The sequence below is a fragment of the Ideonella dechloratans genome (genome assembly GCF_021049305.1).
In the GTDB taxonomy this organism is placed as follows: Bacteria; Pseudomonadota; Gammaproteobacteria; order Burkholderiales; family Burkholderiaceae_C; genus Ideonella; species Ideonella dechloratans.
In genome coordinates, this window is sequence record NZ_CP088081.1 from 2,488,612 (window position 1) to 2,513,848 (window position 25,237).

Below are 25,237 nucleotides of genomic sequence, written 5' to 3' on the forward strand. Positions count from 1 at the left end.
AAACAGGCCGCCGGTGCTGGACAGCAGCCGGCGGCCGGGATGGGACGAAGCCGGTCAGCTCTTGTCGCCCGTCATCTGGCGGTACCAGCCACGGTGGTGCTGCTTGGCCCAGGCGCGGGTGACCGTGCCGTAGAGCATGGCCCGGATGGTGCCACGGGTCCAGATGGCCGCGTAGACGTGCATGATGATCAGGCCGATCATCCACACCGCGCCGACCGCATGCAGCAGCGAGGCCAGGCGCACCGCCGTCACCGGCGGGGTCCACCAGGCGCGCCACATCAGCAGGCCGGAGAGGAACAGGATGACCATGCCGATCACCAGGCCCCAGAACAGGACCTTCTGACCGCCGTTGTACTTGCCCTGCTCGGGCATGTCGTGGTCATTGCCGTCCACCATCTTGCGCACATTGCGCAGCCACTCCTTGTCGCGCGGCTCGATGACGTTGAGCTTCCAGAAGCGCCCGGCCATCACCACGAAGAACAGCATCATCACCACCCCGATGTAGGGGTGGAGGATGCGGGTCCAGGGGCCGCCCCCGAAGAGCTGGGTGAGCGGGAAGAAGGCCGGGTGGAAGAAGGCCAGGCCCGACAGCGCCAGCAGGATGAAGCAGATGCCCACCACCCAGTGGTTGGCCCGCTCCGAGGCGTTGTAGCGCTGCAGGTCACGAGGATTGCGTCTCATCGCTGTGACTCCTTCTCCAGGGCTTCCTGGTCTTTGCGCTCCATTTCATCCTCCAGTTCCTTGGACACCTCGTTGGGGCCCTTGGTGATGAAGTGGAACAGCCCGCCCAGCGCGGCCGCGCCCAGGGCCACCATCGCCAGCGGCTTGGTGATGCCCTTCCAGACGCTGACCATGGGGCTGATCTTGGGCTCGTCGGGCAGACCGTGGTAGAGCGAGGGCGTGTCCGCGTGGTGCAGCACGTACATGACGTGCGTGCCGCCCACCCCGGCCGGGTCGTACAGGCCCGCCTTCTCGAAGCCGCGCTCCTTCAGGTCCGCGATGCGCTCCTCGGCCTGGTCCTTCATGGCCTGCTTGGTGCCGAACATGATGGCCCCGGTCGGGCAGGTCTTGACGCAGGCCGGTTCCTGGCCCACCGCCACGCGGTCCGAGCACAGCGTGCACTTGTACGCCTTCTTGTCCCTTTGCGAGATGCGCGGGACGTTGAAGGGGCAGCCGGTGACGCAGTAGCCGCAGCCGATGCAGTTTTCCTCGTGGAAGTCGACGATGCCGTTGGTGTACTGGATGATGGCGCCCGGCGAAGGGCAGGCCTTCAGACAGCCCGGATCGGCGCAGTGCATGCAGCCGTCCTTGCGGATCAGCCACTCGAAATTGCCGGTGCTCGGGTTGTCGTACTCCGTGAAGCGCATCACCGTCCAGGCGTTGGCGGTGAGGTCCGCGGGGTTGTCGTAAACCCCCACGTTCTCGCCCGGCTCCTGGCGCAGGTCGTTCCACTCCATGCAGGCGGTCTGGCAAGCCTTGCAGCCGATGCACTTGGACACGTCGATGAGCTTGGCGACCTCGCCCGAGGCCGGGGTGCGCGCGCTGGGCGACGGCGTGGTCGTGGCCGAGCGCTGCTTGATGTCGAGAGATTGCAGTGACATGGCGCTCTACCTCAGACTTTCTCGACCTTGACCAGGAAGGTCTTGAACTCGGGGGTGTTGGTGTTGCCATCCCCCACGAAAGGCGTGAGCGTGTTGGCCAGGAAGCCCGGCTTGGTCACGCCCTTGAAGCCCCAGTGGATGGGGATGCCGACGTGGTGCACCGGCTTGCCCTCGATGGTCATCGGCTTGATCCGCTTGGTCACCACCGCACGGGCCTTGATGTAGCCCCGCTTGGACGAGACCTTCACCATGTCCCCGGCCTCGATGCCCAGGCTCTTGGCCAGGGCCTCGCCGATTTCCACGAACTGCTCGGGCTGCGTGATGGCGTTGAGCAGCGCGTGCTTGGTCCAGTAGTGGAAATGCTCGGTCAGGCGGTAGGTCGTGCCCACGTGCGGGAACTCCTCGGCCTTGCCGAAGGTGTCCCAGATCGGCTTGAACACCCGTGCCGCCGGCGAACTGGTCGCCTTCGGGTTCTTCGGATGCATCGGGTTGTAGCCCAGCGGGGTGTCGAAGGGCTCGTAGTGCTCGGGGAACGGACCTTCGGCCATGCCCTTCTTGGCGAAGAAGCGAGCCACCCCCTCGGGGTTCATGATGAACGGACCGGCCCCGGTTTCCGGCGCCAGCGTGGGCGCCATGTCGGGCACGTCCGCACCGCCCCAGGCCGTGCCGTTCCAGCCGATGAGCTTGCGCTTCGGATTGAAGGGTTTGCCGTTGACGTCGCAGGAGGCGCGGTTGTAGAGCACGCGGCGGTTGGCCGGCCAGGCCCAGGCCCAGTTCAGGGTGTTGCCGATGCCCGTCGGGTCGGCATTGTCCCGGCGCGCCATCATGTTGCCTGCGGTGGTCCAGCTGCCCGAGAAGATCCAGCAGCCACCGAGGGTGGTGCCGTCATCTCGCAGCTCGCCGAAACCGGCCAGTTGCTCGCCGGCCTTGCGGATCACCTTGGTCGGGTCCTTGGGGTCCATCAGGTCGACCAGGGCGCGACCGTTGTACTCCTTGGCCACCTCTTCCGGCGTGGGTTCCTCCGCCTGCGCGTAGGGCCACCACAGCTTGGTGATCGGGTCGGGGAACTTGCCACCGTCCTTGGCGTACATCTCGCGCAGACGCAGGTGCAGGTCCGACATGATGCGGATGTCGGTGCGCGCCTCGCCCGGGGGCTCGGCGGCCTTCCAGTGCCACTGCAGAACCCGCGAGGAACTGACCACCGAGCCCTCTTCTTCCGCGAAGCAGGTGGTGGGCAGCCGGAACACCGTCGTCTGGATCTTGTCGGTCTCGACGTCGTTGTACTCGCCGTGGTTCTTCCAGAACTCCGAGGTCTCGGTGGCCAGCGGGTCCATCACGACCAGGAACTTGAGCTTGGCCAGACCAGAGCGCACGCGGTCCTTGTTGGACAGCGCGGCCAGCGGGTTGAAGCCCTGGGCGATGTAGCCGTTGACCTTGCCCTGGTTCATCAGCTCGAAGACCTGCAGCATGTCGTACTGCTTGTCGAACTTGGGCAGGTAGTCGTAAGCCCAGTTGTTCTCGGCCGTGGCGGCCGGGCCGTACCAGGCCTTCATCAGGCTGACGTGGAACTTCGGGTAGTTCTGCCAGTAGCTCATCTGGCCCGGGCGCAGCGGCTTCTGCGTGCGGGTGTCGATGTACTTCTGGTAGTCCTGCTCGGCCTGGCTGGGCAGCGACAGGTAGCCCGGCAGGCTGGTGGACAGCAGACCCAGGTCGGTCAGGCCCTGGATGTTGGAGTGACCGCGCAGCGCGTTCATGCCGCCACCGGCCACACCGATGTTGCCCAGCAGCAGCTGCACCATCGCCCCGGTGCGCAGGATCTGCGCGCCAATCGAGTGCTGCGTCCAGCCCAGCGCGTACATGATGGTCATGGCGCGGCCGGGCACCGCCGTGCTGGCCATCTTCTCGCACACGTGCAGGAACTTGTCCTTGGGTGTGCCGCAGATGCTCTCGACCTTCTCGGGCGTGTAGCGGCTGTAGTGCTTCTTCAGGAGCTGATAGACACAGCGCGGGTGCTCCAGCGTCGGGTCGGTCTTGACGAAGCCGTCCGAGCCGAGTTCATAGTCCCAGCTGGTCTTGTCGTAGGTCCGCTTTTCCTCGTTGTAGCCCGAGTAGATGCCGTCCTCGAACGCGAAGTCCTCGCGCACGATGAAGCTCATGTCGGTGTAGTTGACGACGTACTCGCGGTGGATCTTGTCGTTCGTCAGCAGGTAGTTGATCACCCCGCCCAGGAAGGCGATGTCGCTGCCAGACCGGATGGGGGCATAGAAATCAGCGACCGAGGCCGAGCGGTTGAAGCGCGGATCGACCACCATGAAGTACGCCTTGTTGTGCGCCTTCGCTTCGGTGACCCACTTGAACCCGCAGGGGTGTGCTTCGGCGGCATTGCCGCCCATGATGAGGATGACGTCCGCATTCTTGATGTCGACCCAATGGTTCGTCATCGCTCCACGGCCAAACGTCGGGGCAAGACCTGCCACCGTCGGGCCGTGTCAGACACGGGCTTGGTTGTCGAATGCGAGCAGGCCCCAGGAACGGGCCACTTTGTGGGTGATGTAGCCGGCCTCGTTGCTGGAGGCCGAGGCCGCCAGCATGCCGGTGGTGAGCCAGCGGTTGACCGTCAGACCATCGTCGGTCTTCTCGACGAAGTTGGCGTCGCGGTCTTCCTTCATGAGCTTGGCGATGCGGCCCATGGCCTCATCCCAGGACACGCGCTTCCACTCGTTGCTGCCCGGCTCGCGCACCTCGGGGTACTGCAGGCGGTTGGGGCTGTTGATGATGTCCAGCAGGCTGGCACCCTTGGGACACAGCGTGCCGCGGTTCACCGGATGGTCCGGATCCCCTTCGACGTGGATGACCGCGCGCTTGGCGTTCTTCGCGCCATCGCCCAGCGAATACATGAGGATGCCGCAGCCGACCGAGCAGTACGTGCAGGTCTGGCGGGTGACCGTGGTCGCGGCGAGTTTGTACTGGCGGACTTCGGCCAGGGCGGTGGCGGGCGAAAAGCCCATCAACGCCAGGCTGGAGCCCGCCAAGCTTGAGCCAGTCACTTTCATGAACTGGCGCCTGGAGAGTTGCACCATGGGGCCCTCGTGATGAACATCAAGAATGATGCTGTCGATTCTAGGTTTCGGGTTGCCCCTGGGGTGATTCCAACCCTACGTGGTAATACGTAGAAGAGGGTCATCGGACCGCCCAGCGGCGAGCCCGGCCAGCGGTGGGCCTGTGCGAAGATCATGGGTTGCCCGAGGGCCCGCCTGCCCGCGTCTTGTCATGAACTCCACGCTTCCCCCACCCGACAGCCCCGAACTGGCCGCCTGGCTTGAAGGCCACACGCCGATGATGGCCCAGTACTTGCGGCTGAAAGCCGGCCATCCCGACACGCTGCTGTTCTACAGGATGGGGGACTTCTACGAGCTGTTCTACGACGATGCGCGCAAGGCGCACCGCCTGCTGGACATCACGCTGACCACACGCGGCCAGAGCGCCGGCGAGCCGGTGGTGATGGCCGGCGTGCCGGTGCACGCAGTGGAAAATTACCTGGCCCGGCTGCTGAAGTTGGGCGAATCGGTGGCGGTGGCCGAGCAGATCGGCGACCCGGCCACCAGCAAGGGACCGGTCGAGCGCAAGGTGGTGCGGGTGGTCACCCCCGGTACCGTGACCGACAGCGAGCTGCTGAACGACCGGGCCGACACCCTGCTGCTCGCGGTTTCCCGCCAGCGCACCACCTGGGGCCTGGCCTGGCTGGGCGTGGCCAGCGGGCAGTTGGGCCTGGCCGAGTGCGGGGAGCGCGAACTCGGCAGTTGGCTGGCCCGTCTGGCGCCGGCCGAGCTGCTGGTGGACCGGGACGAACTGCCCCCCGCCCTGCTGCAGTGCCGCGCCGCCCGCACCCGGCGCCCGGCCTGGCAATTCGACAGCGGCCTGGGTCTGCGCAAACTCTGCGAACAACTCAAGGTCGCCAGCCTGGCCGGCTTCAACGCCCAGGAACTGAGCAGCGCCCACGCAGCCGCCGCAGCGTTGCTGAGCTATGCAGAACACACCCAGGGCCGCGCCCTGGCCCACGTCAACACCCTGTCTGTGGAGCGCGGCAGCGAGCTGATCGAGCTGCCACCCACCACCCACCGCAACCTGGAGCTGACCGAGACGCTGCGTGGCGAGGCCTCGCCCACCCTGCTCTCGCTGATCGACACCTGCCGCACCGGCATGGGCAGCCGCGCCCTGCGCCACTGGCTGACCCACCCGCTGCGCGACCGGGCCCAGGCCCTGGCCCGGCACGGCGCCATTGCCCAGATGCTGGCCGACGGGGTGGAGCCGCTGCGCGAGCTGCTGCGCGGCGTCAGCGATGTGGAACGCATCTCGGCCCGCATCGCGCTGCGCCAGGTGCGGCCGCGCGAGCTGTCCGGTCTGCGCCAGACGCTGGCCGAGCTGCCGCGGCTGCGCGCCGTGGCCCCGCGCGGCAGCGCCCTGCTGGACAGCCTGCACGCCGAGCTGGCCCCGCCGCCGGCCGTGGGCGAACTGCTGGCCCGCGCCATCGCCGCCGAGCCCGCAGTGCTGCTGCGCGACGGCGGCGTCATCGCCACCGGCTTCGACGCCGAACTGGACGAGCTGCGCGCCATCGGCCAGAACTGCGACGACTTCCTGTTGGCCCTGGAGGCCCGCGAGCGCGAGCGCACCGGCATCGCCAACCTGCGGGTGCAGTTCAACAAGGTGCACGGCTTCTACATCGAGGTCACCAGCTCCGGCCGCGACAAGGTGCCCGCCGACTACCAGCGCCGCCAGACGCTGAAGAACGCCGAGCGCTTCATCACCCCCGAGCTCAAGGCCTTCGAGGACAAGGCCCTGTCGGCCCAGGACCGCGCCCTGGCCCGCGAGAAGTGGCTGTTCGAGCTGCTGCTGGACGAGTTGCAGGGCTTCCTGGGGCCGCTGACCGCCCTGGGCCGCGCCCTGGCCGCGCTGGACGCCCTGGCCGCGCTGACCGAGCGGGCCGCCACGCTGGACTGGTGCGCGCCCGAGTTCGTCAACCACCCCTGCATCGAGATCCAGGCCGGCCGCCACCCGGTGGTGCAGGCCCGCCTGGCCGAGACTGGCGCGGGCGACTTCATCGCCAACGACTGCCGGCTGGATGCCCGCACCCGGCTGCAGATCATCACCGGCCCCAACATGGGCGGCAAGAGCACCTACATGCGCCAGGTGGCGCTGATCGTGCTGCTGGCCTCCATGGGCTCCTACGTGCCGGCGCGCTTCTGCCGCTTGGGCCCCATCGACGCCATCCACACCCGCATCGGCGCGGCCGACGACCTGGCCAATGCCCAATCGACCTTCATGATGGAGATGACCGAGGCCGCCGCCATCCTGCACAGCGCCACCGAGCACTCGCTGGTGCTGATGGACGAGATCGGCCGCGGCACCTCCACCTTCGACGGCCTGGCCCTGGCCTCGGCCATCGCCACCCAGCTGCACGACCGCTGCAAGGCCTTCACCCTCTTCGCCACCCACTACTTCGAGCTGACCGAGTTCCCGCGGCGCCACGAGCGCGCGGTGAACCTGCACGTGAGCGCCGCCGAAAGCGGCGACGACATCGTGTTCCTGCACGCCATCGAGCCCGGCCCCGCCAGCCGCAGCTACGGTGTGCAGGTGGCCCGCCTGGCCGGCATGCCGCCGGCGCTGATCCGCCAGGCCCGCGCCACGCTGGAAGCGCTGGAGAGCCAAGCGCAGGCGCGCGAGGCCCAGGTGGACCTGTTCGCCCCGCCGCCCACCCCCACGGCCCCGGTGCCCTCGGAACTGGAGGAGGCCCTGGGCGCGATCGACCCCGACGCGCTGACCCCCCGCGAGGCCCTGGACGCGCTCTACCATCTCAAGAAACTGCAGAAAGCCCACCCATGACCTACTGCGTCGGCATCCGGCTCAACGCCGGCCTGGTGTTCCTGTCCGACTCCCGTACCAACGCGGGCGTGGACGCGATCAGCACCTTCCGCAAGATGATCGTCTACGAAAAGCCGGGCGACCGCTTCATGGTGCTGATGTCGGCCGGCAATCTGAGCATCTCGCAGTCGGTGCGGGAGATCCTGCAGGTCGAGAAGCTGCCCAATGGCGACGACGAGCCGATCACCATCTGGAACGCCAAGAGCATGTTCGACGCCACCCGGGTGCTGGGCGCGGCCGTGCGCCGCGTCTACGAGCAGGACGGCCCTTCGCTGAAGGCCGCCGGCATCGACTTCAACTGCAGCATGATCTTCGGTGGCCAGATCGGCGACGAGGCCATGCGCCTGTTCCTGGTCTATTCGGCTGGCAACTTCATCGAAGCCACCCGCGAGACCTGCTTCTTCCAGATCGGCGAGAGCAAGTACGGCAAGCCCATCCTGGACCGCGTGCTCACCCCGCACACACCGCTGGACGAGGCCGCCAAATGCGCCTTGGTGTCCATGGATTCGACGCTCAAGTCCAACCTCTCGGTGGGCCTGCCGCTGGACCTGCTGGTCTACGAGGCCGGCCGGCTCAAGAGTGACCACATCGCGGTGCTGGACGAGCACAACCCCTACTTCCAGATGATCCACACCACCTGGGGCCAACGCCTGCGCGAGGTGTTCGAGAGCATCGACGACCCGCAATGGGACGGCGCCGAAGCCGACCACCCGCTGCTGGCACCCAGCGAACGGTTCGAGCCGATGCGCAAGATCACCAGCCCCGACGAAAAGATCATCTGAACCCCATGAACGGCACCCTGGTCTTCTCGCACGGCAACAGCTTCCCGGCCGGCACCTACCGGCAACTGCTGGACATCTGGGCCGAGGCCGGCCTGACGGTGCGGGCGGTGCCGATGTTCGGCCACGACCCGGCCTACCCGGTGGCCAGCAACTGGCGGGCCCTGCGCGACCAGCTGATCCAATTCATCGAAGACCAGCAGGCTGGTGAACCGGTCTGGCTGGTGGGGCACTCGCTGGGCGGTCTGCTCAGCCTGATGGCGGCCTGCCGGCGCCCGGACCTGGCCCGCGGCTTGGTGATGCTGGACTCGCCGGTCATCACCGGCTGGCGGGCGCAGAGCGTGGCCGTGTTCAAGCGCAGCGGGCTGATCCGGAAGGTCTCGCCAGGCAAGGTGGCGCAACAGCGGCGCCACCACTGGCCGGATCTGGCCAGCGTGAAGCAGCACTTCGCCAGCAAGCCGGTGTTCGCCCGCTGGGACCCGCGGGTGCTGGATGACTATGTGGCCGCCGGTTTCGTCGAAGCCCCGCAAGGCGGCGTGCAACTGCGCTTCAGCCGCGAGGTGGAAACGCGCATCTACAACACCCTGCCCGACCATCTGGGCGCCCTGCTGCGCCGCCACCCGCCCCGCTGCCCGGTGGGCTTCATCGCCGGCACCCAGTCGGCCGAGATGCGCCAGGGTGGCACGGCCGCGGCACGGGCCCTGGCCCAGCACCGCTTTGTCCGCTTCGAGGGCACGCACCTCTACCCGATGGAGCGTCCCCAGGACACGGCACAGCAGGTGCTGGCCCTGCTGGCCGACATGGCGTGAAGTCCTGCATTCCGGCCCGGACGGGCGGGCCGATATAATGCCGATTTACCACCACAGCGCACGTGCATGTCTGCCTGGGCGGGTCCGTTGATGGAACCGGCGTCCGGCAGGGGTGTGAGCGTGCGCTGCACGACATGACCAAGTTCGTCTTCGTCACCGGCGGTGTGGTGTCCTCCTTGGGCAAGGGCATCGCGTCGGCCTCTCTCGCAGCGGTCCTGGAATCGCGCGGCCTCAAGGTCACCCTCATCAAGCTGGACCCGTACCTCAACGTGGACCCGGGCACGATGTCCCCGTTCCAGCACGGTGAGGTCTTCGTCACCGACGACGGCGCCGAAACCGATCTGGACCTGGGCCACTACGAACGCTTCATCACCACGCGGATGAAGAAGGCCAACAACTTCACCAGCGGCCAGATCTACAAGACCGTGTTGGAGAAGGAACGCCGCGGCGACTACCTGGGCAAGACGGTGCAGGTCATCCCGCACGTCACCAACGAAATCCAGGAATACGTCAAGCGCGGCGCCGGCTTCGGCACGCCCGAGGCGGTGGATGTGGCCATCGTCGAGATCGGTGGCACCGTGGGCGACATCGAGTCCCTGCCCTTCCTGGAGGCCGTGCGCCAGCTCAGCCTGAAGCTGGGCCCGACCAACACTGCCTTCGTGCACCTCACCTACGTGCCCTACATCAAGGCCGCGGGCGAGCTGAAGACCAAGCCCACCCAGCACACGGTGCAGAAGCTGCGCGAGATCGGCATCCAGCCCGATGTGCTGCTGTGCCGCGCCGACCGCGAGGTGCCGGCCGACGAGCGCGAGAAGATCTCGCTGTTCACCAACGTGCCGCTGCACGGTGTGATCTCCATGTGGGACGTGGACACCATCTACAAGGTGCCGCGCGTGCTGCACGAGCAGGGCCTGGACGAGCAGATCTGCATGAAGCTGCAGTTGCTGACCAAGCCGGCCGACCTGAAGATCTGGGACGACCTGGTCTATGAGGTGGAGCATCCGCGCGGCGAGGTCACCATCGCCATGTGCGGCAAGTACACCGACCTGTCGGACTCCTACAAGTCGCTCAACGAGGCCCTGCGCCACGCCGGCCTGAAGAACCACGTGCGGGTCAAGATCGAATACGTCGATTCCGAGACCCTGACCCCGGAGAACGCGGCCCAGGAACTCGGCGCCTATGACGCCGTGCTGGTGCCCGGCGGCTTCGGCAAGCGCGGCGTGGAAGGCAAGATTTGCGCGGCCCAGTTCGCCCGCGAGACCCAGGTGCCCTATCTGGGCATCTGCCTGGGCATGCAGGTGGCCACCATCGAATACGCCCGCCACAAGGCCGGCCTGGCCGGTGCCAACTCCACCGAGTTCGAGCCCGAGGCCCCGCACAAGGTCATCGCCCTGATCGACGAGTGGCAGGATGCCGACGGCACCATCCAGAAGCGCGACGCCAGCTCCGACCTGGGCGGCACGATGCGCCTGGGCGCCCAGAGCTCCGACGTCAAGCCCGGCACTCTGGCCTTCGACATCTACGGCCCGGTCGTGACCGAGCGCCACCGCCACCGCTACGAGGCCAACGAGCACTACCTGGACGCGCTGCAGAAGGCTGGCCTGGTGATCTCGGCCATCACCCAGCGCGAGAAGCTCACCGAGATCGTCGAGCTGCCGCGCCAGGTGCACCCCTGGTTCGTCGGCGTGCAGTTCCACCCCGAGTTCAAGTCCACCCCCTGGGATGGGCATCCGCTGTTCAACAGCTACATCAAGGCCGCGCTGGACCACCAGGCCGCGCGCGCCAAGGCCTGAAGGAGACCGGCATGCAACTCTGCGGATTCGAGGTCGGTCTCGACAAGCCCTTCTTCCTGATCGCCGGTCCCTGCGTGATCGAGAGCGAGCAGTTGCAGATGGACGTGGCCGGCCGCCTGAAGGAGATCACCTCGGCGCTGGGCATCCCCTTCATCTTCAAGAGCAGCTACGACAAGGCCAACCGCTCCTCCGGCAGCTCGCCCCGCGGCCCGGGCATGGAGAAGGGCCTGGAGATCCTGGCCAAGGTCCGCAAGGAGCTGGGCGTGCCGGTGCTGACCGACGTGCACACCGAGGCCGAGGTGCCGGCCGTGGCCGCCGTGGTGGATGTGCTGCAGACGCCGGCCTTCCTGTGCCGGCAGACCGATTTCATCCGCACCGTCGCCCAGTGCGGCAAGCCGGTGAACATCAAGAAGGGCCAGTTCCTCGCGCCGCACGACATGAAGAACGTGATCCAGAAGGCACGGGACGCGGCTCGCGAGGCCGGCCTGACCGAGGACCGTTTCATGGCCTGCGAGCGCGGCGCCAGCTTCGGCTACAACAACCTCGTCTCCGACATGCGCAGCCTGGCGATCATGCGCGAGACGCAGGCGCCGGTGGTGTTCGACGTGACCCATTCGGTGCAACTGCCCGGTGGCCAGGGCACCAGCTCGGGCGGCCAGCGCGAGTTCGTGCCGGTGCTGGCCCGTGCCGGCGTGGCCGTCGGCGTGGCCGGGCTGTTCATGGAGACGCACCCGGACCCGGCCCATGCGATGTCGGACGGCCCCAACGCCGTGCCGCTGCACCACATGAAGGCCCTGCTGGAGCAGCTGGTGGCCCTGGACCGCGTGGTCAAGACCCAGCCTCTGCTCGAGAACGATTTCAGCTGCTGAGGCGCTCGTGCGCACTGACAGCCCAGACCCCGTTTCAACATCAATGGAGAGAACATGAGCGCCATCGTTGACATCGTCGGCCGCGAAGTGCTGGACAGCCGCGGCAACCCCACCGTCGAGTGCGACGTGCTGCTGGAAAGCGGCACCATGGGCCGCGCCGCCGTGCCCTCGGGTGCCTCCACCGGTTCGCGCGAAGCCATCGAGCTGCGCGATGGCGACAAGAGCCGCTACCTGGGCAAGGGCGTGCTCAAGGCCGTCAACAACATCAACACCGAGATCAGCGAAGCCGTGCTGGGCCTGGACGCCTCCGAACAGGCCTTCCTGGACAAGACCCTGATCGACCTGGACGGCACCGAGAACAAGAGCCGCCTGGGCGCCAACGCCATGCTGGCCGTCTCGATGGCCGTGGCCCGCGCCGCCGCCGAGGAATCCGGCCTGCCCCTGTACCGCTACTTCGGCGGCATGGGCGCGGTGCAGCTGCCCGTGCCGATGATGAACGTCATCAACGGCGGCGCCCACGCCAACAACAGCCTGGACCTCCAGGAATTCATGATCATCCCGGTGGGGGCCCCGACCTTCCGCGAAGCCCTGCGCTACGGCGCCGAGGTCTTCCACGCGCTGAAGAAGCTGGTCGACGCCAAGGGCATGAGCACCACCGTCGGCGATGAAGGCGGCTTCGCCCCCAGCCTGCCCAGCCACGAGGCGGCCATCCAGCTGATCCTGGAAGCCATCGACAAGGCCGGCTACACCGCTGGCAGCCAGATCGCCATCGGCCTGGACTGCGCCGCCAGCGAGTTCTACAAGGACGGCAAGTACCACCTGGAAGGCGAGGGCCTGCAACTGACCGCCGCCGAGTGGACCGACATCCTGGCCACCTGGTGCGACAAGTACCCGATCATCTCGATCGAGGACGGCATGCACGAAGGCGACTGGGAAGGCTGGAAGCACCTGACCGAGCGCCTGGGCAAGAAGGTCCAGCTGGTGGGCGACGACCTGTTCGTCACCAACACCAAGATCCTGAAGGAAGGCATCGACAAGGGCATCGCCAACTCGATCCTCATCAAGATCAACCAGATCGGCACGCTGAGCGAGACCTTCGCCGCGATCGAGATGGCCAAGCGCGCCAACTACACGGCCGTGGTGTCGCACCGCTCCGGCGAGACCGAGGACAGCACCATCGCCGACATCGCCGTTGGCCTGAACGCCGGCCAGATCAAGACCGGCTCGCTGTCGCGCTCGGACCGCATGGCCAAGTACAACCAGCTGCTGCGCATCGAGGAAGACCTGGGCGACGTGGCGGTGTACCCGGGCCGCAGCGCCTTCTACAACCTGCGCTGACGGCCGTCTGCCGCGGCCGACCGCGTCGGCTGCGGCATACTCCCGCCCCATGCGTGCCCTGCCGATTGTCCTGACCGCCTTGCTGCTGGTCGTGCAGGCCGAACTCTGGTTCGGCCGGGGCGGGGTGTCGCACGTGATGGAGTTGCAGCGCGAAGTGGCCGCGCAGCGCGCCGCCAACGACCAGGCCCGCACGCACAACGAGCGCCTGCAGGCCGAAGTGACCGACCTGCGCGAAGGGTTGGAGATGGTCGAGGAAAAGGCCCGCATGGAACTGGGCATGATCCGGCCCGACGAGATGCTGGTGGTGGTCGCCCCCAACGTCACCCACTGAGCCCAGCGTCACCCCTTTCGCCGCGGCCCCGTCCGGCCTTTCCACGATGGATGCACTGCACGACCTGGTCGGCCTCTGGCTGCAGCCGGCCTTCTCGCTCTGGGGCAGCCCCATCACCTGGACCGAGCTGCTGGCCTGCGCACTCTCCCTCTGGATGGTGGGCTGCAACATGCGCGTGCACCCGCTGGGCTGGCCGCTGGCCATCGTGAGCTCCCTGCTCTACGCCGCACTCTTCCTGCACTACCGCCTCTACGGCGAAGCCAGCCTGCAGCTGGTCTTCGTGGCGCTGGCGGCCTGGGGCTGGTGGGAGTGGCTGAACGGCCGCGGCGAGGATGGCCAGAGGCTGACCGTGCACCGCCTGGGCGCCCGCGCTCGACTGCAGGCCACACTGCTCACCGTCGCAGCCTGGCCCCTGCTGGGCCTGCTGCTGCACCGCATGACCGACAGCGATGTCCCCTTCCTCGACGCCCTGCCCACCGTGGGCAGCGTGGCCGGACAGATCCTGCTGGGACGCAAGCTGATCGAGAACTGGCCGGTGTGGGTGGCGGTGAACCTGGTGAGCGTCGGACTCTTCGCCTACAAGGGACTGTGGCTCACCGTGCTGCTCTATGGGCTGTTCGCCCTGCTGGCCGTCTGGGGCTGGCGGCGCTGGCAGGCCCTGGAGGGGCAAGTCCATGGCTGACACCGGCCGCATCGTGGCCATCGTCGGGGCCGAGAGCACCGGCAAGAGCACGCTGGCCCGCGCCCTGGCCGAGGCCCTGCCCGCGCTGACCGGCTGGCGATGCACCTGGGTGCCCGAGGTGCTGCGCGAGTGGTGCGAGGCCGCGGGTCGCACGCCGCGTGAAGACGAACAGGCCGAGATCGCCGCCGAGCAGGCCCGGCGCATTGAAGCGGCGGCCCGCACGCATGCCCTGGTGCTGGCCGACACGACACCGCTGATGACCGCCGTCTACCACCACCAGGTCTTCGGCAGCAGCGCGCTGGATGCACAGGCCCTGGCCTGGCAGCAGCGGCACTGCAACATCACGCTGCTCACCGCACTGGATCTGCCCTGGCAGGCCGATGGCCTGCAACGGGACGGCCCCCATGTGCGCCAGCCGGTGGACACACGCCTGCGCCAGTTGCTGGTGGGACACGGCCTGCCCTTCACGGTGGTGGCCGGCCAGGGGCCGCGCCGCACCGATGCGGCCCTGGATGCTCTGGGCATGCTGTGGCGGCGGCAGGCGAGCCCATCGAGCGCTCCGCGCGCGGCCGGTCTGTTCAGCCGTCTGGACGAGCGCGAGGCCCGTCAGCCGGCCTGGCAATGGACCTGCAGCGACTGCGACCAGCCGGACTGCGAGCACCTCGCCTTCCAGCGCCGCTGAAAGGCGCGCGGCGAACGGTCAGTGCACCGTGGACGAACCGGGCGGCTGGTTCTGCCCGGGGGTGAACAGTTCGCCCACATCGACGGCATCGAAGCGGTACTGCCGGCCGCAGAAGTCGCAGCCCACCTCCACCTGCCCCTGCTCGGCCAGGATGTCCTGCACCTCGTCAGGCCCCAGGCTGGTCAACATGCCCTTGACCCGCTCGGTCGAGCAGGTGCACGAGAAGCGCGGCGCCAGCGGCTCGAAGCGCTGCAGCGGCTCCTCCCAGAAGAGGCGGCGCAGCACGGTGTCGGCGTCCAGGGTCAACAGCTCGTCCCGGGTCAGCGTGCTGGCCAGGTGGGCGATGCGGTTGAAGGCCTCGGACAGGCCGATGTCGTCCTCGTTGCGACGCCCGCCCAGATTGCCCTCGCCCTCGACCGGCAGACGCTGGATCAGCAGGCCGGCAGCGATGTCGTCGTTGGCGGCCAGCACCAGGCGGGTGTCGAGCTGTTCGGACTGCAGCATGTAGTGCTCCAGCACCTGGGAGAGCTGCTGCAGCGGCTCGCGCTGGTCGCCGTGCAGCGGCACCACGCCCTGGTAGGGCTGCTGGCCGGGCAGGCGGTCCTGGGGATCGAGCGTGATCGCGCAGCGGCCCTGGCCATGGACGTTGAGCATGGCCTCCAGCCGGGCATCCTCCGGCACATCGCCCACCACCTTGGCCGTCACGCGAAAGCCCAGGTCCGAGCGCGACTCGGCCACCGCCAGCTTGACCGGGCCGTCGCCGAAGACCTGCAGGATCAGGGCGCCGTTGAACTTGATGTTGGCCTGCATCAGCGAGGACGCCGCCGCCATCTCCCCCAGCAGCGCGCGCACCGGCGCGGGAAACTCACCGGCCTCTTCGCGCCGGGCCAAGACCTCGCGCCAGCTGTCGGTCAATCGGACCAGCATGCCGCGCACCGGCAAGCCTTCGAACAGGAATTTGTGGAGTTCGCTCATGAAGCAGGATCAGGGGTGACCGATAATTTTACGGATGGAACTGAGGACACAGGCGCTCAAGGTTTTGTGCGAGACCGACCCGACGCGCAAGGCCGAGCAGGCGCGGGCGCTGTACCTCGCGCCCCCGCCGCTGGACACCGAGATGAGGCTGTCGGCGCCCCAGGGCCTGCCCGGCCGGCCAGACCGCCCTCTTTTGGTGCCCGCCGACCAGGTGCCCACCCGATCCCCGTTCACGCCTCTGGGCCGGGCTGCGCTGCTGCACGCCATCTGCCACATAGAATTCAACGCCATCAACCTGGCCCTGGATGCGCTCTGGCGCTTCCCTGGCATGCCGCAGGACTTCTACCGCAACTGGCTGCAGGTGGCCGGCGAGGAGGCCCTGCACTTCAGCCTGCTGCGCGAGCACCTGCGCAGCCTGGGCCACGACTACGGCGACTTCGACGCCCATGACGGCCTGTGGCAGATGGCCGAACGCACCCGCGACGACGTGCTGGCCCGCATGGCCCTGGTGCCGCGCACGCTGGAGGCCCGCGGCCTGGACGCCACGCCCCCCATCCAGGCCAAGTTGCGCAAGGCCGGCGACCTGCGTGCGGTGGAGATCCTGGACATCGTCCTGCGCGACGAGATCGGCCATGTGGCCATCGGCAACCGCTGGTACCGCTGGCTGTGCGAAGCCCGTGCGCTGGACCCGGTGGACCTCTATCCCACCCTGGTCGCCCGCTACGAGGCCCCGCGGCTGCGCCGCCCCTTCAACCTGGAAGCCCGCGAGGCGGCCGGCTTCTCGCCCGAGGAACTGGCCTGGCTCGACCAGGACGGCGCCCCTGGTCCGGTGCGCCACACACCATGATGGTGCGGGTACACCCCAGCCCCGCGTGGCGTGGAATTTGCAGCCCGCGTTTTACACTGTGCGATGCGCACATACGCCACTTGGTATTAACCCGAGGAATCCCATGTCTTCCATGAGTACCCGTCATTTTCTGAAACTCGCCAGCACGCTGGCAGTGGGTCTGGTCCTGGCCGCCTGCAGCAAGCAGGAGCCGGCCGCCCCGGTCGAAGCGGCCTCCGCCCCGGCCTCCGAACCCGCGCCCGTCAAGGTCTACACGGTCGGCACCGACGCCGCCTACGCGCCGTTCGAGTACCAGAACGAGAAGGGCGAGATCGTCGGCTTCTCGGTCGATCTGCTCAATGCCGTGGCCGAAAAGGGTGGCTTCCAGGTCAAGTTCATCAACACCCCCTGGGAAGGCATCTTCAATGCGCTGACCCAGGGCGACCGTGACCTGCTGATCTCGTCGATCACCATCACCGACGAGCGCAAGCAGACCATGGACTTCTCCGACCCGTACTTCGATGCGATCCAGCTGATCGCAGTGAAGGCCGACTCCAAGGTCGCCAAGTTCGAGGACCTGAAGAAGCTGAAGGTGGGCGTGCAGACCGGCACCACCGGTGACGAAGTCGTGACCAAGCTGCAGGGCAAGACCTCCACGCTGATCAAGCGCTTCGAGTCCACCCCGCTGGCCCTGAAGGAACTGGAAGCCGGCGGCGTGGACGCCGTGGTGGCCGACAACGGCGTGGTGATCCACTACGTGGCCAACAACCCGGATGCCAAGTTCAAGACCGTGGCCGACACCAAGTCCTTCGCGCCCGAGCAGTACGGTATCGCGGTGAAGAAGGGCAATGCCGAGCTGCTGGCCCTGATCAACAAGGGTCTGGCTGCCGTGAAGGCCGATGGCACCTACGCCGCGATCTACAAGAAGACCTTCGGCACCGAACCGCCGGCCGCCGCTGCACCGGCCTCGGCCGCATCGAACTGATCGCCCCGCACTGAAGAGAGAAGCGTTCCGTGGATTTGCGTTGGGACATTCTGGCGGGCTACGGCCCGCTGTTTCTGGAAGGCCTCTGGACCACGATCGAGCTCACCCTGGTGGCCATCGCCTGCGGGTTGGCATTGGGCGTGCTCCTGGGCCTGATCAGCAGTTCGCGGGACGCGCCACCACCCAAGTCGGTGGCGCTGCGCTGGGTGCTCAAGGGCGTGCGGGGCCTGGCCCTGGCCTATGTGACCTTCTTCCGTGGCACGCCGCTGTTCGTGCAGATCCTGCTGGTTCACTTCGCGGTGATGCCGGCGCTGATCCACCCGGACCACGGCCTGCTGCTCTCGGGTGAGGCGGCTCGCCAGTTCCGGCAGGACCACGGTGCCTTCTTCTCGGGTGCCGTGGCCTTGAGCCTGAACGCCGGCGCCTACATCTCCGAGATCTTCCGGGCCGGCATCCAGAGCATCCACCAAGGCCAGACCCAGGCGTCCTGGAGCCTGGGCCTGACGCATGGCCAGACCATGCGCTATGTGGTGCTGCCCCAGGCCTTCCGGCGCATGGTGCCGGCCCTGGTGAACGAAGGGGTGGCCCTGATCAAGGACTCGTCCCTGGTCTCGGCCATCGGTCTGGCGGAGCTGGCCCTGGCCGCGCGGACGGTGGCCGGCGCCTACTCCCGCTACTGGGAGCCCTACCTGGCCATCTCGGCCCTGTATCTGGCGCTGACCATGCTGCTGTCGCTGGCGGCACGCAAACTGGAAGCCCCCAGCCACCTGCGTGGCCGTTGAAGGCAACCGCGCCCGCGGTCCCCACACGAAAAACGCGCCCTCGGGCGCGTTTGTTTTTGGAACGGTGCGCGGACACCCGCCTCAGCTGGGATCGAAGAAATAACGCTTGAGGCCGGCCAGCACCATCTCGACCGCGATGGCCGTCAGCACCAGCCCCATCAGCTTCTCGATGGCATTGACCATCTGCGAGCCGATCCAGCGGCGAATCGGCTCGGCCAGCACCATCACCGCCCCGCAGACGATCATGGCCAGGGTCAGGGCGCCGATCCAGTAGGCCAGCCGCTCGGGCTGACGCGAAGCCAGCAGCAGCACCGTGGCCATGGCCGAGGGGCCCGCCAGCAAGGGCACGGCCAGCGGGAAGATCATGGGCTCGCGGTCACCGTCGGTGGCATAGATCTCGCCACCACTGGCGAAGATCATGCGGATGGCGATGATCATCAGGATCACGCCACCGGCCACCTCCAGGGAGCGCTCCGACAGGTGCATCAGGCGCAGGAAGCCCTCGCCCGACAGCATGAAACCCAGCAGGACGAAGAAGGCGATCAGCACCTCGCGGATGGCCACGCGGGTGCGGCGTTCGGGGGCGACGCCCTTGAACACGGCGACGAAGATCGGCAGGCTGCCGAACGGGTCGAGCACCAGCAGCAAGAGAACGAAAGCGGAGACAAAGGTGTGGTCCATTTCCGGATTGTCCCCTTGCGGAAGAGTCTTCGCTTGCCGCGTCGGCAGGCCCTTGCCGTTGCACAAGCACAACAAAAGAGGTCACCAGGAGGCACCAAACGACGCCTGCCATGGGGCAAACCCGAAATGCACGGCTAAACCCGATTTCACAGTGCTGTCACACGGCACTTCCGAGTTTCGGCGTCCTGCGCTGAGTGCACAGACGTGAGACTCCTTTGTTTCATTCACTGACCAAGGGTCCTTCAACATGAAGAAATCTCTCGTCCTGACCGCGATCGCGGCCACCCTGGCGGCTCCCGCCTTTGCTCAAAGCTCGGTGACCATCTATGGTCGTCTGAACGTGTCCGTCGAAAGCTTCAAGTTCGACGGCGCCAGCAAGCGCGACTGGCAGCAAGTGGACAACTCGTCCCGCATCGGCTTCGCCGGTGAAGAAGACCTGGGCGGCGGCAACAAGGCCATCTTCAAGATCGAGCACGGCTTCGACGCTTCCACCGGCACCGTCAAGGGCGAGCGTTTCTGGGGCCGTGAGTCCACCGTGGGTCTGGCCACCCGCTACGGTACCGTGAAGCTGGGCAACCTCGACAACAACGAGGCCTACCACGCCACCGCCGACTACGTGTCCTGGGTCAACCACGACACCGGCACCACCGCCGACGTGCTGTACCGTGGCCCGAACTACTACGGCTCGCTGCAGAACTCCGTGTCGTACAACACCCCCGACCTGAACGGTTTCGTGGGCTGGGTGCAGACCGGCGAAGCCTACGGCGGCGAAAAGAGCAAGCCGCTGGCCCTGGCCGCCTACTATGACCGCGGTGCCCTGCACCTGGGCGCTGGCTACGACAAGCACGGCGACGACAAGGTTTCGACCGTCCGCGCCAACTACGATCTGGGCGCCTTCGGTGTCGGCGGCTACTTCAGCCACGCCACCGGCTCCTACGAGTTCAACACCTGGCGTCTGGTGGGCATGTACACCCTGGGTGCCAACGAGTTCCACCTGAACTACGGCGGCACCAACAAGGTGACGATCGCTGGTCTGGGCGAAGCCAGCAAGGCTTGGCAAGCCACTGCCGGCTACAACTACAACCTGAGCAAGCGCACCAAGGTCTACGCCTTCGTGACGAAGGTGAAGGACGACGACGGCGCCTTCACCGGCACCTTCAACGACTTCGGCGTTGGCGTGCGCCACAACTTCTGATGCCTGAGGCCTTCGGGCCTCTGCTCAGCAAGTGCAGAAAGCCGACCCTCGGGTCGGCTTTTTTCATTTCAGTTCCGTGTCTCGTCAGGCTCGGGGATGGTGGCGCGCGTGCAGGGACTTCAGCCGCTCGCGGGCCACATGCGTGTAGATCGTGGTCGTGGAGATATCCGCATGACCCAGCAGCATCTGCACCACTCGCAAATCGGCGCCATGGTTGAGCAGGTGCGTGGCAAAGGCATGCCGCAAGGTGTGCGGTGACAGCGGCACGGTCACCCCGGCCTGGCCTGCATAGCGCTTCACCAGGGTCCAGAACATCTGCCGGGTCATGCCCTCACCGCGCCCGGTCACGAAGAGCGCGGCGGACTGACGCCCCTTGAGGATCTCGCCCCGGGCCTCGGCCAGATAGCGGCGAATCCAGCCCTCGGCCTCCTGCCCGAACGGCACCAGACGCTCCTTGCGCCCCTTGCCGGTGACGCGCAGCACCCCCTCGGCCAGCCCCACCTCCACGGAGGACAGCGCCACCAGTTCCGACACCCGCAGACCACTGGCATACATCAGCTCCAACATGCAGCGGTCGCGCAGGCCCAGCGGGGTAGCGACATCCGGCGCGCGAAGCAGCGCCTCCACCTGGGCCTCGGTGAGGGTCTTGGGCAAACGCAGCGGCTGGCGGGCCGATTGCAGCTGCAGGGTCGGATCCTCGGTCACATGGCGTTCCCGCACGGCCCAGCGGAAGAAGCGGCGAAACACCGCCAGGCGGCGATTGGCCGTGGTGCTGCGGGTGCTGGCGTGCCGATCGGCCGCGTAAGCCAGCAGGTCGCTCAAACGCACCGTGCGCAGGCCCGCCGGGGCATCGTGCCCCGCCAGCCAGAGGGCCAGCGCGCTCAGGTCACGCCGGTAGGCGGCCAGCGTGTTCCGGGACAGACCATCCTCGATCCACAGGGCAGCGCAGAACGCATCGATCAGCACCGCATCTTCCGGCGAAAGGATCTGGACCGCGGGCGACGAGGCTTCAACAGAGGACAAGACAGACGTCATTCAGGAACCACCACAGAGGGCCGAGGCCGACCCTTGGCCAGGCCGCACGCGCCGCAGCGCTTGCTGGCACACTCTCGACCCCATGAGCCAAGTGTTCCTGCTGCTGCCCGATTTCCTGCTGATTGTGCTTGGCTGGGCCCTGTGCCGCCACACCATGCTGGACCGCACAGTGTGGGACGGGGTCGAGAAGCTGGTGTACCACCTGCTCTTTCCGGTCCTGCTGTTCGTGGCCATCCTGCGCCAACCCCTGCAGCCCGGCGCGCTGATGACGCTGGCCGGCTGTGGCCTGACCGTGGTGGCGGTGGGCATCGCCCTGTCCTATGCCTTGGGGCGCTGGCCCGGCGTGGATCCGCGCACCCATGCCTCCGGTGCGCAGACGGCCTTCCGTTTCAACTCCTACGTGGCCCTGGCCCTGGCCGAGCGCCTGGGCGGTGTGCAGTCGGTGGCCTGGATCGCCTTGCTGATCGCGCTGTGCGTGCCGGTGTGCAATGTGGCGGCCGTGTGGCCCCTGGCCCGCCATGCCGGACACAACTTCCTGCGTGAACTGGCCCGCAACCCGCTGATCGTCGGCACCGTGGCCGGCCTGCTGGCCAACCTGCTGGGCCTGCGGCTGCCGGGCCTGCTGGAGATCACGCTCAGCCGCATCGGGGGCGCCGCCCTGCCCCTGGGCCTGATGGCGGTGGGTGCCGGCTTGCGCATGGGCGCCCTCAAGGAGGCGCCGGGCCTGGCCGCCGCGCTGCTGGGCATCCGACACCTGGTGCTGCCGGTCGTGGCCATCGCCCTGGTGCTGTTCATCGGCCTGCCGCCGGCACAGCAGACCGTGGTGGTGGCCTTTGCCGCCCTGCCCACCGCCTCCAGTGCCTATGTGCTGGCCGTGCGCATGGGCGGGCATGGCAGCTATGTGGCCGGCCTGATCAGCGTCTCCACCGTGATCGGCATGGCTGGCCTGCCCCTGGCCCTGAGCGCACTGGACGCCCTGCGCTGAACGGAAGGCCCCTCAGGCGCCGGCCTGCTGCGCCAGGGCCCAATCGATGTGCTCGGCCACCATCGCGCTGGCCTGGGGGCGTGCGGCCTGAAGCAGCGCGGCCAGGGCCTGCGCGCCGGGCGCCCGGGCAGCCAGCGCATTGCCCATGGCCACGGCCAGGTTGCGCCGCCAGCGCTCGAAGCCGATGCGCCGGATCGGGCTGCCCTCCATCTCGCGCAGGAAGCGGGCCTCGTCCCAGCCCCACAGCTCGGCCAGGGTGGCGTCCGCCAAGGCCGCCCGGGCATCGAAATCGACCAGCCGGCTGGGCTCGGCGAACTTGTTCCACGGGCAGACCAGCTGGCAGTCGTCGCAGCCGTAGATGCGGTTGCCCATCTGCGGCCGCAGGACCTCTGGGATCGGGCCGTCGTGCTCGATGGTCAGGTAGGAGATGCAGCGCCGCGCATCCAGGCGGTAAGGGGCCACGATGGCCCCCGTGGGGCAGGCCTGGATGCAGGCCTCGCAGCGCCCGCAATGGCCCTCCACCGGCGCACTCAGGGCCAGCGGCGCATCCACGTAGATCTCGCCCAGGAAGAAGGTGGAGCCAGCGTCGCGGGACAAGGTCAGCGTGTGCTTGCCCCGCCAGCCCAGGCCGCTGCGCTGGGCCAGTTCCACCTCCAACACGGGGGCCGAATCGCAGAACACGCGGTGCCCCAGCGGCCCGATGGCCTCCGCCAGCCGGTCGGCCAACTGTTGCAGGCGCGCACGCAGCACCTTGTGATAGTCGCGCCCCCGGGCGTAGAGTGAGACATTGGCGCGCGCCGGCTGGCCCAGCCGCTGCCATTCGATGGCCTGCCAACCCGCGGGGGTCTGGCGTGGCAGGTAGTCCATGCGCGCGGTGATGACACGCACCGTCCCCGGCACCAGTTCCGCCGGGCGGGCCCGCTTCAGGCCATGGCGGGCCATGTAATCCATCTGGCCATGGAACCCGGCCTGCAGCCAGGCACTCAACCCAGCCTCGGCCGAAGACAGGTCGACGTCGGCCACGCCGATCTGGGAAAATCCCAGCGCGTGTGCCCAGTCCCGCAATGCCTGCGTGAGATCCAGCTCCGCCCGATCGCCTTGAGTCATTTGCCGATTCTAGAAACCCGCTCCCTGTCCTGGCCCGATGAAGCGGCCTGTGGCCAGTTCGCCCTGGCGCTGGCCGGTCACCCGGGCATCGCCGATGCCTGCATCGAACTGGACGGACCGCTGGGCGCCGGCAAGACGACGCTGGTGCGTCACTTGCTGCGCGCGCTGGGCGTCCAGGGGCGCATCAAGAGCCCGACCTATGCCGTGGTCGAGCCCTATGAGGTGGTGTACGCGGGCCAGCCCCTGGCCATCTCGCATTTCGATTTCTACCGCTTCAGCGACCCGCGCGAATGGCTGGATGCCGGCTTTCGCGACATCTTCGCCCGGCCGGGCCTGAAGCTGTGTGAATGGGCCCAGAACGCCGGGCCCGAACGTCCGCCGGCCGACCTGCGACTGGAGATCCAACCCCAGCCGGACGAGAGCCGACGGGTGCTCGCTCATGCCATGAGCCAGCGCGGAAAGGAGTTGCTCGCATGAAACGACGCGAAATCCTCGCCCATGCCGGCCGCCTGGGCCAGGCCGCCTTGCTGCTGGGGCCGGCACAGCTGGTCTGGGGCGCCAGCATCGTCTCGGTCCGCGTGTGGCCGGCCACCGAATACACGCGGGTCACCATCGAGTCCGACCAGCCGCTGCAGGCCCGCCACTTTCTCACCGAGGACCCCCAGCGCCTGGTGGTGGACATCGACGGTCTGGAGCTCAGCCCTGCCCTGCGTGAGCTGGTGGGCAAGGTCAAGCCCGACGACCCCTACATCGCCGGCGTGCGGGTGGGACAGAACCAGCCCCGGGTGGTGCGCCTGGTCATCGACCTGAAGCAGCCGGTGAACCCGCAGCAGTTCGCCCTGGCGCCCGTGGCGGCCTACCAGAACCGTCTGGTGTTCGACCTCTATCCCCTGCAGGCCCAGGACCCGCTGTTGGCCCTGGTGAAGGACAAGCTGCAGGCCGAGCGCGAGGCCGCCCAGACCATGGATGACGCCCTGGGCGAGTTCATCCACCGCATGGACCGGCCGCTGGCGGCCACGGAGGCCAGCCACCCGCCCAGCCCCCCCATCGCGGCGGCCACGCCGCCCAAGCCGGGCCTCACGCCGGCGCCCGCCCCGGCGCCTCGGCCCACTGCGGCGCAGCGCGACCGGATCAACCGCCTGATCGTGGTGGCCATCGACCCGGGCCACGGCGGCGAAGACCCGGGGGCCATCGGCCCCTCGGGTCTGCGCGAGAAGGACGTCGTGCTGCAGATCGCCATGGCCCTGCGCGACCGGCTGAACGACCGGCCCAACATGCGGGCCATGCTGACCCGCGACGCCGACTTCTTCGTGCCGCTGCAGGAGCGGGTGGCCAAGGCCCGCCGGGTGCAGGCCGACCTCTTCGTCTCGGTCCATGCCGATGCCTTCTTCACGCCCCAGGCCCGGGGCGCCAGCGTGTTCGCGCTGAGCGACCGCGGCGCCAGCAGTGCCGCCGCACGCTGGATGGCCCAGCGGGAGAACGCCGCCGACGTGGTGGGCGGCGTCAACGCCAACACCAAGGACGCCCAGGTGCTGCGCGCCATGCTGGACATGAGCACCACCGCCCAGATCAAGGACAGCCTGCGGCTGGGCAAGGAAGTGCTCTCGCGCATCGGCACGGTGGGCAAGCTGCACAAGGGCGAGGTGGAGCAGGCCGGCTTCGCGGTGCTCAAGGCCCCGGACATCCCGTCCATCCTGGTCGAAACCGCCTTCATCTCCAACCCGGAGGAAGAGAGCCGCTTGAAAGACCCCGGCTACCAGCTCAAGCTGGTCGAGGCGCTCTACACCGGCATCGACCGCTACTTCGCCAAGAACCCGCCGCTGGCGCGCAACCGTCAGGTCTGAGGACCGGGGCTGAGACGCT

23 protein-coding genes are annotated in these 25,237 nt (G+C 67.8%); 16 read left to right on the forward strand and 7 right to left on the reverse strand.

Annotated features, from left to right (window positions below; all coding sequences use genetic code 11):
• Nucleotides 1-54: 54 nt before the first annotated feature.
• Genes LRM40_RS11610 through fdnG form a run of 3 tightly spaced genes read right to left on the reverse strand, consistent with a single transcriptional unit; the run spans nt 55 to nt 4,681 of the window.
• On the reverse strand, nt 55-681 hold the full coding sequence (locus LRM40_RS11610; RefSeq protein WP_151123423.1) for a formate dehydrogenase subunit gamma: 627 nt from the start codon (nt 679-681) through the stop codon (nt 55-57).
• Nucleotides 678-1,601 carry a formate dehydrogenase subunit beta gene (gene fdxH / locus LRM40_RS11615; protein WP_151123422.1) on the reverse strand — a complete coding sequence of 308 codons (924 nt, stop codon included), beginning with the start codon at nt 1,599-1,601 and terminating at the stop codon, nt 678-680. The genes LRM40_RS11610 and fdxH overlap by 4 nt, the downstream gene beginning before the upstream one ends.
• A gap of 11 nt (nt 1,602-1,612) precedes the next feature.
• Nucleotides 1,613-4,681, reverse strand: a complete 3,069-nt coding sequence (fdnG, locus tag LRM40_RS11620; RefSeq protein ID WP_151123421.1) for a formate dehydrogenase-N subunit alpha — start codon at nt 4,679-4,681, stop codon at nt 1,613-1,615.
• A 190-nt stretch (nt 4,682-4,871) separates the two neighbouring features.
• Here fdnG and mutS point away from each other — a divergent pair, with 190 nt between their 5' ends.
• The 9 genes from mutS (at nt 4,872) to LRM40_RS11665 (ending at nt 14,803) form a co-directional block, all read left to right on the forward strand.
• Complete coding sequence (gene mutS, locus LRM40_RS11625; RefSeq protein ID WP_151123420.1) at nt 4,872-7,481, forward strand: DNA mismatch repair protein MutS; 2,610 nt, start codon at nt 4,872-4,874, stop codon at nt 7,479-7,481.
• On the forward strand, nt 7,478-8,302 hold the full coding sequence (locus LRM40_RS11630; protein ID WP_151123419.1) for a proteasome-type protease: 825 nt from the start codon (nt 7,478-7,480) through the stop codon (nt 8,300-8,302). Before mutS ends, LRM40_RS11630 begins: the two co-directional genes overlap by 4 nt.
• 5 nt (nt 8,303-8,307) lie before the next feature.
• Nucleotides 8,308-9,108: an alpha/beta fold hydrolase gene (locus LRM40_RS11635; protein WP_170288820.1), complete on the forward strand. Its 801-nt coding sequence runs from the start codon at nt 8,308-8,310 to the stop codon at nt 9,106-9,108.
• A 134-nt stretch (nt 9,109-9,242) separates the two neighbouring features.
• Nucleotides 9,243-10,901 carry a CTP synthase gene (gene pyrG, locus LRM40_RS11640; protein WP_151123418.1) on the forward strand — a complete coding sequence of 553 codons (1,659 nt, stop codon included), beginning with the start codon at nt 9,243-9,245 and terminating at the stop codon, nt 10,899-10,901.
• A gap of 11 nt (nt 10,902-10,912) precedes the next feature.
• On the forward strand, nt 10,913-11,770 hold the full coding sequence (gene kdsA / locus LRM40_RS11645; protein ID WP_151123417.1) for a 3-deoxy-8-phosphooctulonate synthase: 858 nt from the start codon (nt 10,913-10,915) through the stop codon (nt 11,768-11,770).
• Between the two features lie 54 nt (nt 11,771-11,824).
• The gene (gene eno / locus LRM40_RS11650) at nt 11,825-13,108 is read left to right on the forward strand and encodes a phosphopyruvate hydratase (RefSeq protein ID WP_151123416.1); all 1,284 of its coding nucleotides are present in this window, start codon (nt 11,825-11,827) and stop codon (nt 13,106-13,108) included.
• Nucleotides 13,109-13,157: 49 nt separating this feature from the next.
• Nucleotides 13,158-13,439, forward strand: coding sequence for a cell division protein FtsB (gene ftsB, locus LRM40_RS11655; protein ID WP_151123415.1), 282 nt, complete (start codon nt 13,158-13,160; stop codon nt 13,437-13,439).
• Nucleotides 13,440-13,485: 46 nt separating this feature from the next.
• Nucleotides 13,486-14,121 (forward strand): nicotinamide riboside transporter PnuC, encoded by a 636-nt coding sequence (pnuC, locus tag LRM40_RS11660; protein WP_151123414.1) that lies wholly within the window; start codon nt 13,486-13,488, stop codon nt 14,119-14,121.
• Nucleotides 14,114-14,803 carry an AAA family ATPase gene (locus LRM40_RS11665; protein WP_151123413.1) on the forward strand — a complete coding sequence of 230 codons (690 nt, stop codon included), beginning with the start codon at nt 14,114-14,116 and terminating at the stop codon, nt 14,801-14,803. Before pnuC ends, LRM40_RS11665 begins: the two co-directional genes overlap by 8 nt.
• A gap of 18 nt (nt 14,804-14,821) precedes the next feature.
• On the opposite strand, the gene hslO is transcribed toward LRM40_RS11665, so the two are convergent.
• Entirely contained in the window at nt 14,822-15,778 is a 957-nt protein-coding gene (gene hslO, locus LRM40_RS11670; RefSeq protein ID WP_151123412.1) for an Hsp33 family molecular chaperone HslO, read from the reverse strand.
• A 34-nt stretch (nt 15,779-15,812) separates the two neighbouring features.
• Between hslO and LRM40_RS11675 the strand changes: the two genes are divergently transcribed.
• The 3 genes from LRM40_RS11675 (at nt 15,813) to LRM40_RS11685 (ending at nt 18,371) form a co-directional block, all read left to right on the forward strand.
• Nucleotides 15,813-16,625, forward strand: coding sequence for a ferritin-like domain-containing protein (locus tag LRM40_RS11675; protein ID WP_151123411.1), 813 nt, complete (start codon nt 15,813-15,815; stop codon nt 16,623-16,625).
• A 103-nt stretch (nt 16,626-16,728) separates the two neighbouring features.
• Nucleotides 16,729-17,589: a basic amino acid ABC transporter substrate-binding protein gene (locus tag LRM40_RS11680; protein WP_151123410.1), complete on the forward strand. Its 861-nt coding sequence runs from the start codon at nt 16,729-16,731 to the stop codon at nt 17,587-17,589.
• A 29-nt stretch (nt 17,590-17,618) separates the two neighbouring features.
• Complete coding sequence (locus tag LRM40_RS11685) at nt 17,619-18,371, forward strand: amino acid ABC transporter permease (RefSeq protein ID WP_151123409.1); 753 nt, start codon at nt 17,619-17,621, stop codon at nt 18,369-18,371.
• Between the two features lie 81 nt (nt 18,372-18,452).
• On the opposite strand, the gene LRM40_RS11690 is transcribed toward LRM40_RS11685, so the two are convergent.
• Entirely contained in the window at nt 18,453-19,052 is a 600-nt protein-coding gene (locus LRM40_RS11690) for a MarC family protein (protein WP_151123408.1), read from the reverse strand.
• Between the two features lie 247 nt (nt 19,053-19,299).
• On the opposite strand from LRM40_RS11690, the gene LRM40_RS11695 reads away from it, so the two are divergent.
• Nucleotides 19,300-20,247: a porin gene (locus LRM40_RS11695; protein WP_151123407.1), complete on the forward strand. Its 948-nt coding sequence runs from the start codon at nt 19,300-19,302 to the stop codon at nt 20,245-20,247.
• Between the two features lie 84 nt (nt 20,248-20,331).
• Here the strand turns inward: LRM40_RS11695 and xerD are convergent, their stop codons facing one another.
• On the reverse strand, nt 20,332-21,282 hold the full coding sequence (xerD, locus tag LRM40_RS11700; protein WP_151123406.1) for a site-specific tyrosine recombinase XerD: 951 nt from the start codon (nt 21,280-21,282) through the stop codon (nt 20,332-20,334).
• 82 nt (nt 21,283-21,364) lie between these two features.
• Here xerD and LRM40_RS11705 point away from each other — a divergent pair, with 82 nt between their 5' ends.
• Complete coding sequence (locus LRM40_RS11705) at nt 21,365-22,267, forward strand: AEC family transporter (protein ID WP_151123405.1); 903 nt, start codon at nt 21,365-21,367, stop codon at nt 22,265-22,267.
• 12 nt (nt 22,268-22,279) lie between these two features.
• On the opposite strand, the gene queG is transcribed toward LRM40_RS11705, so the two are convergent.
• Nucleotides 22,280-23,374 carry a tRNA epoxyqueuosine(34) reductase QueG gene (gene queG / locus LRM40_RS11710; RefSeq protein ID WP_151123404.1) on the reverse strand — a complete coding sequence of 365 codons (1,095 nt, stop codon included), beginning with the start codon at nt 23,372-23,374 and terminating at the stop codon, nt 22,280-22,282.
• Here queG and tsaE point away from each other — a divergent pair, their 5' ends adjacent.
• Together tsaE and LRM40_RS11720 are read left to right on the forward strand one after the other, a co-directional pair.
• Nucleotides 23,375-23,851, forward strand: a complete 477-nt coding sequence (gene tsaE, locus LRM40_RS11715) for a tRNA (adenosine(37)-N6)-threonylcarbamoyltransferase complex ATPase subunit type 1 TsaE (protein ID WP_231067518.1) — start codon at nt 23,375-23,377, stop codon at nt 23,849-23,851. It abuts the gene before it with no gap.
• Entirely contained in the window at nt 23,848-25,218 is a 1,371-nt protein-coding gene (locus LRM40_RS11720; RefSeq protein WP_151123403.1) for an N-acetylmuramoyl-L-alanine amidase, read from the forward strand. The genes tsaE and LRM40_RS11720 overlap by 4 nt, the downstream gene beginning before the upstream one ends.
• Nucleotides 25,219-25,237: the final 19 nt, after the last annotated feature.

Bases quoted from the DNA above. Each gene is read 5' to 3' on its own strand.
- mutS (WP_151123420.1), top strand. From the start codon at position 4,872: ATGAACTCCACGCTTCCCCCACCCGACAGCCCCGAACTGGCCGCCTGG.
- LRM40_RS11635 (WP_170288820.1), top strand. From the start codon at position 8,308: ATGAACGGCACCCTGGTCTTCTCGCACGGCAACAGCTTCCCGGCCGGC.
- pnuC (WP_151123414.1), top strand. From the start codon at position 13,486: ATGGATGCACTGCACGACCTGGTCGGCCTCTGGCTGCAGCCGGCCTTC.
- fdxH (WP_151123422.1), bottom strand. From the start codon at position 1,601: ATGTCACTGCAATCTCTCGACATCAAGCAGCGCTCGGCCACGACCACG.
- queG (WP_151123404.1), bottom strand. From the start codon at position 23,374: ATGACTCAAGGCGATCGGGCGGAGCTGGATCTCACGCAGGCATTGCGG.
- xerD (WP_151123406.1), bottom strand. From the start codon at position 21,282: ATGACGTCTGTCTTGTCCTCTGTTGAAGCCTCGTCGCCCGCGGTCCAG.
- LRM40_RS11675 (WP_151123411.1), top strand. From the start codon at position 15,813: ATGGAACTGAGGACACAGGCGCTCAAGGTTTTGTGCGAGACCGACCCG.
- pyrG (WP_151123418.1), top strand. From the start codon at position 9,243: ATGACCAAGTTCGTCTTCGTCACCGGCGGTGTGGTGTCCTCCTTGGGC.
- LRM40_RS11665 (WP_151123413.1), top strand. From the start codon at position 14,114: ATGGCTGACACCGGCCGCATCGTGGCCATCGTCGGGGCCGAGAGCACC.
- LRM40_RS11630 (WP_151123419.1), top strand. From the start codon at position 7,478: ATGACCTACTGCGTCGGCATCCGGCTCAACGCCGGCCTGGTGTTCCTG.
- eno (WP_151123416.1), top strand. From the start codon at position 11,825: ATGAGCGCCATCGTTGACATCGTCGGCCGCGAAGTGCTGGACAGCCGC.
- kdsA (WP_151123417.1), top strand. From the start codon at position 10,913: ATGCAACTCTGCGGATTCGAGGTCGGTCTCGACAAGCCCTTCTTCCTG.
- LRM40_RS11705 (WP_151123405.1), top strand. From the start codon at position 21,365: ATGAGCCAAGTGTTCCTGCTGCTGCCCGATTTCCTGCTGATTGTGCTT.
- ftsB (WP_151123415.1), top strand. From the start codon at position 13,158: ATGCGTGCCCTGCCGATTGTCCTGACCGCCTTGCTGCTGGTCGTGCAG.
- LRM40_RS11680 (WP_151123410.1), top strand. From the start codon at position 16,729: ATGTCTTCCATGAGTACCCGTCATTTTCTGAAACTCGCCAGCACGCTG.
- hslO (WP_151123412.1), bottom strand. From the start codon at position 15,778: ATGAGCGAACTCCACAAATTCCTGTTCGAAGGCTTGCCGGTGCGCGGC.
- LRM40_RS11720 (WP_151123403.1), top strand. From the start codon at position 23,848: ATGAAACGACGCGAAATCCTCGCCCATGCCGGCCGCCTGGGCCAGGCC.
- LRM40_RS11695 (WP_151123407.1), top strand. From the start codon at position 19,300: ATGAAGAAATCTCTCGTCCTGACCGCGATCGCGGCCACCCTGGCGGCT.
- LRM40_RS11610 (WP_151123423.1), bottom strand. From the start codon at position 681: ATGAGACGCAATCCTCGTGACCTGCAGCGCTACAACGCCTCGGAGCGG.
- LRM40_RS11690 (WP_151123408.1), bottom strand. From the start codon at position 19,052: ATGGACCACACCTTTGTCTCCGCTTTCGTTCTCTTGCTGCTGGTGCTC.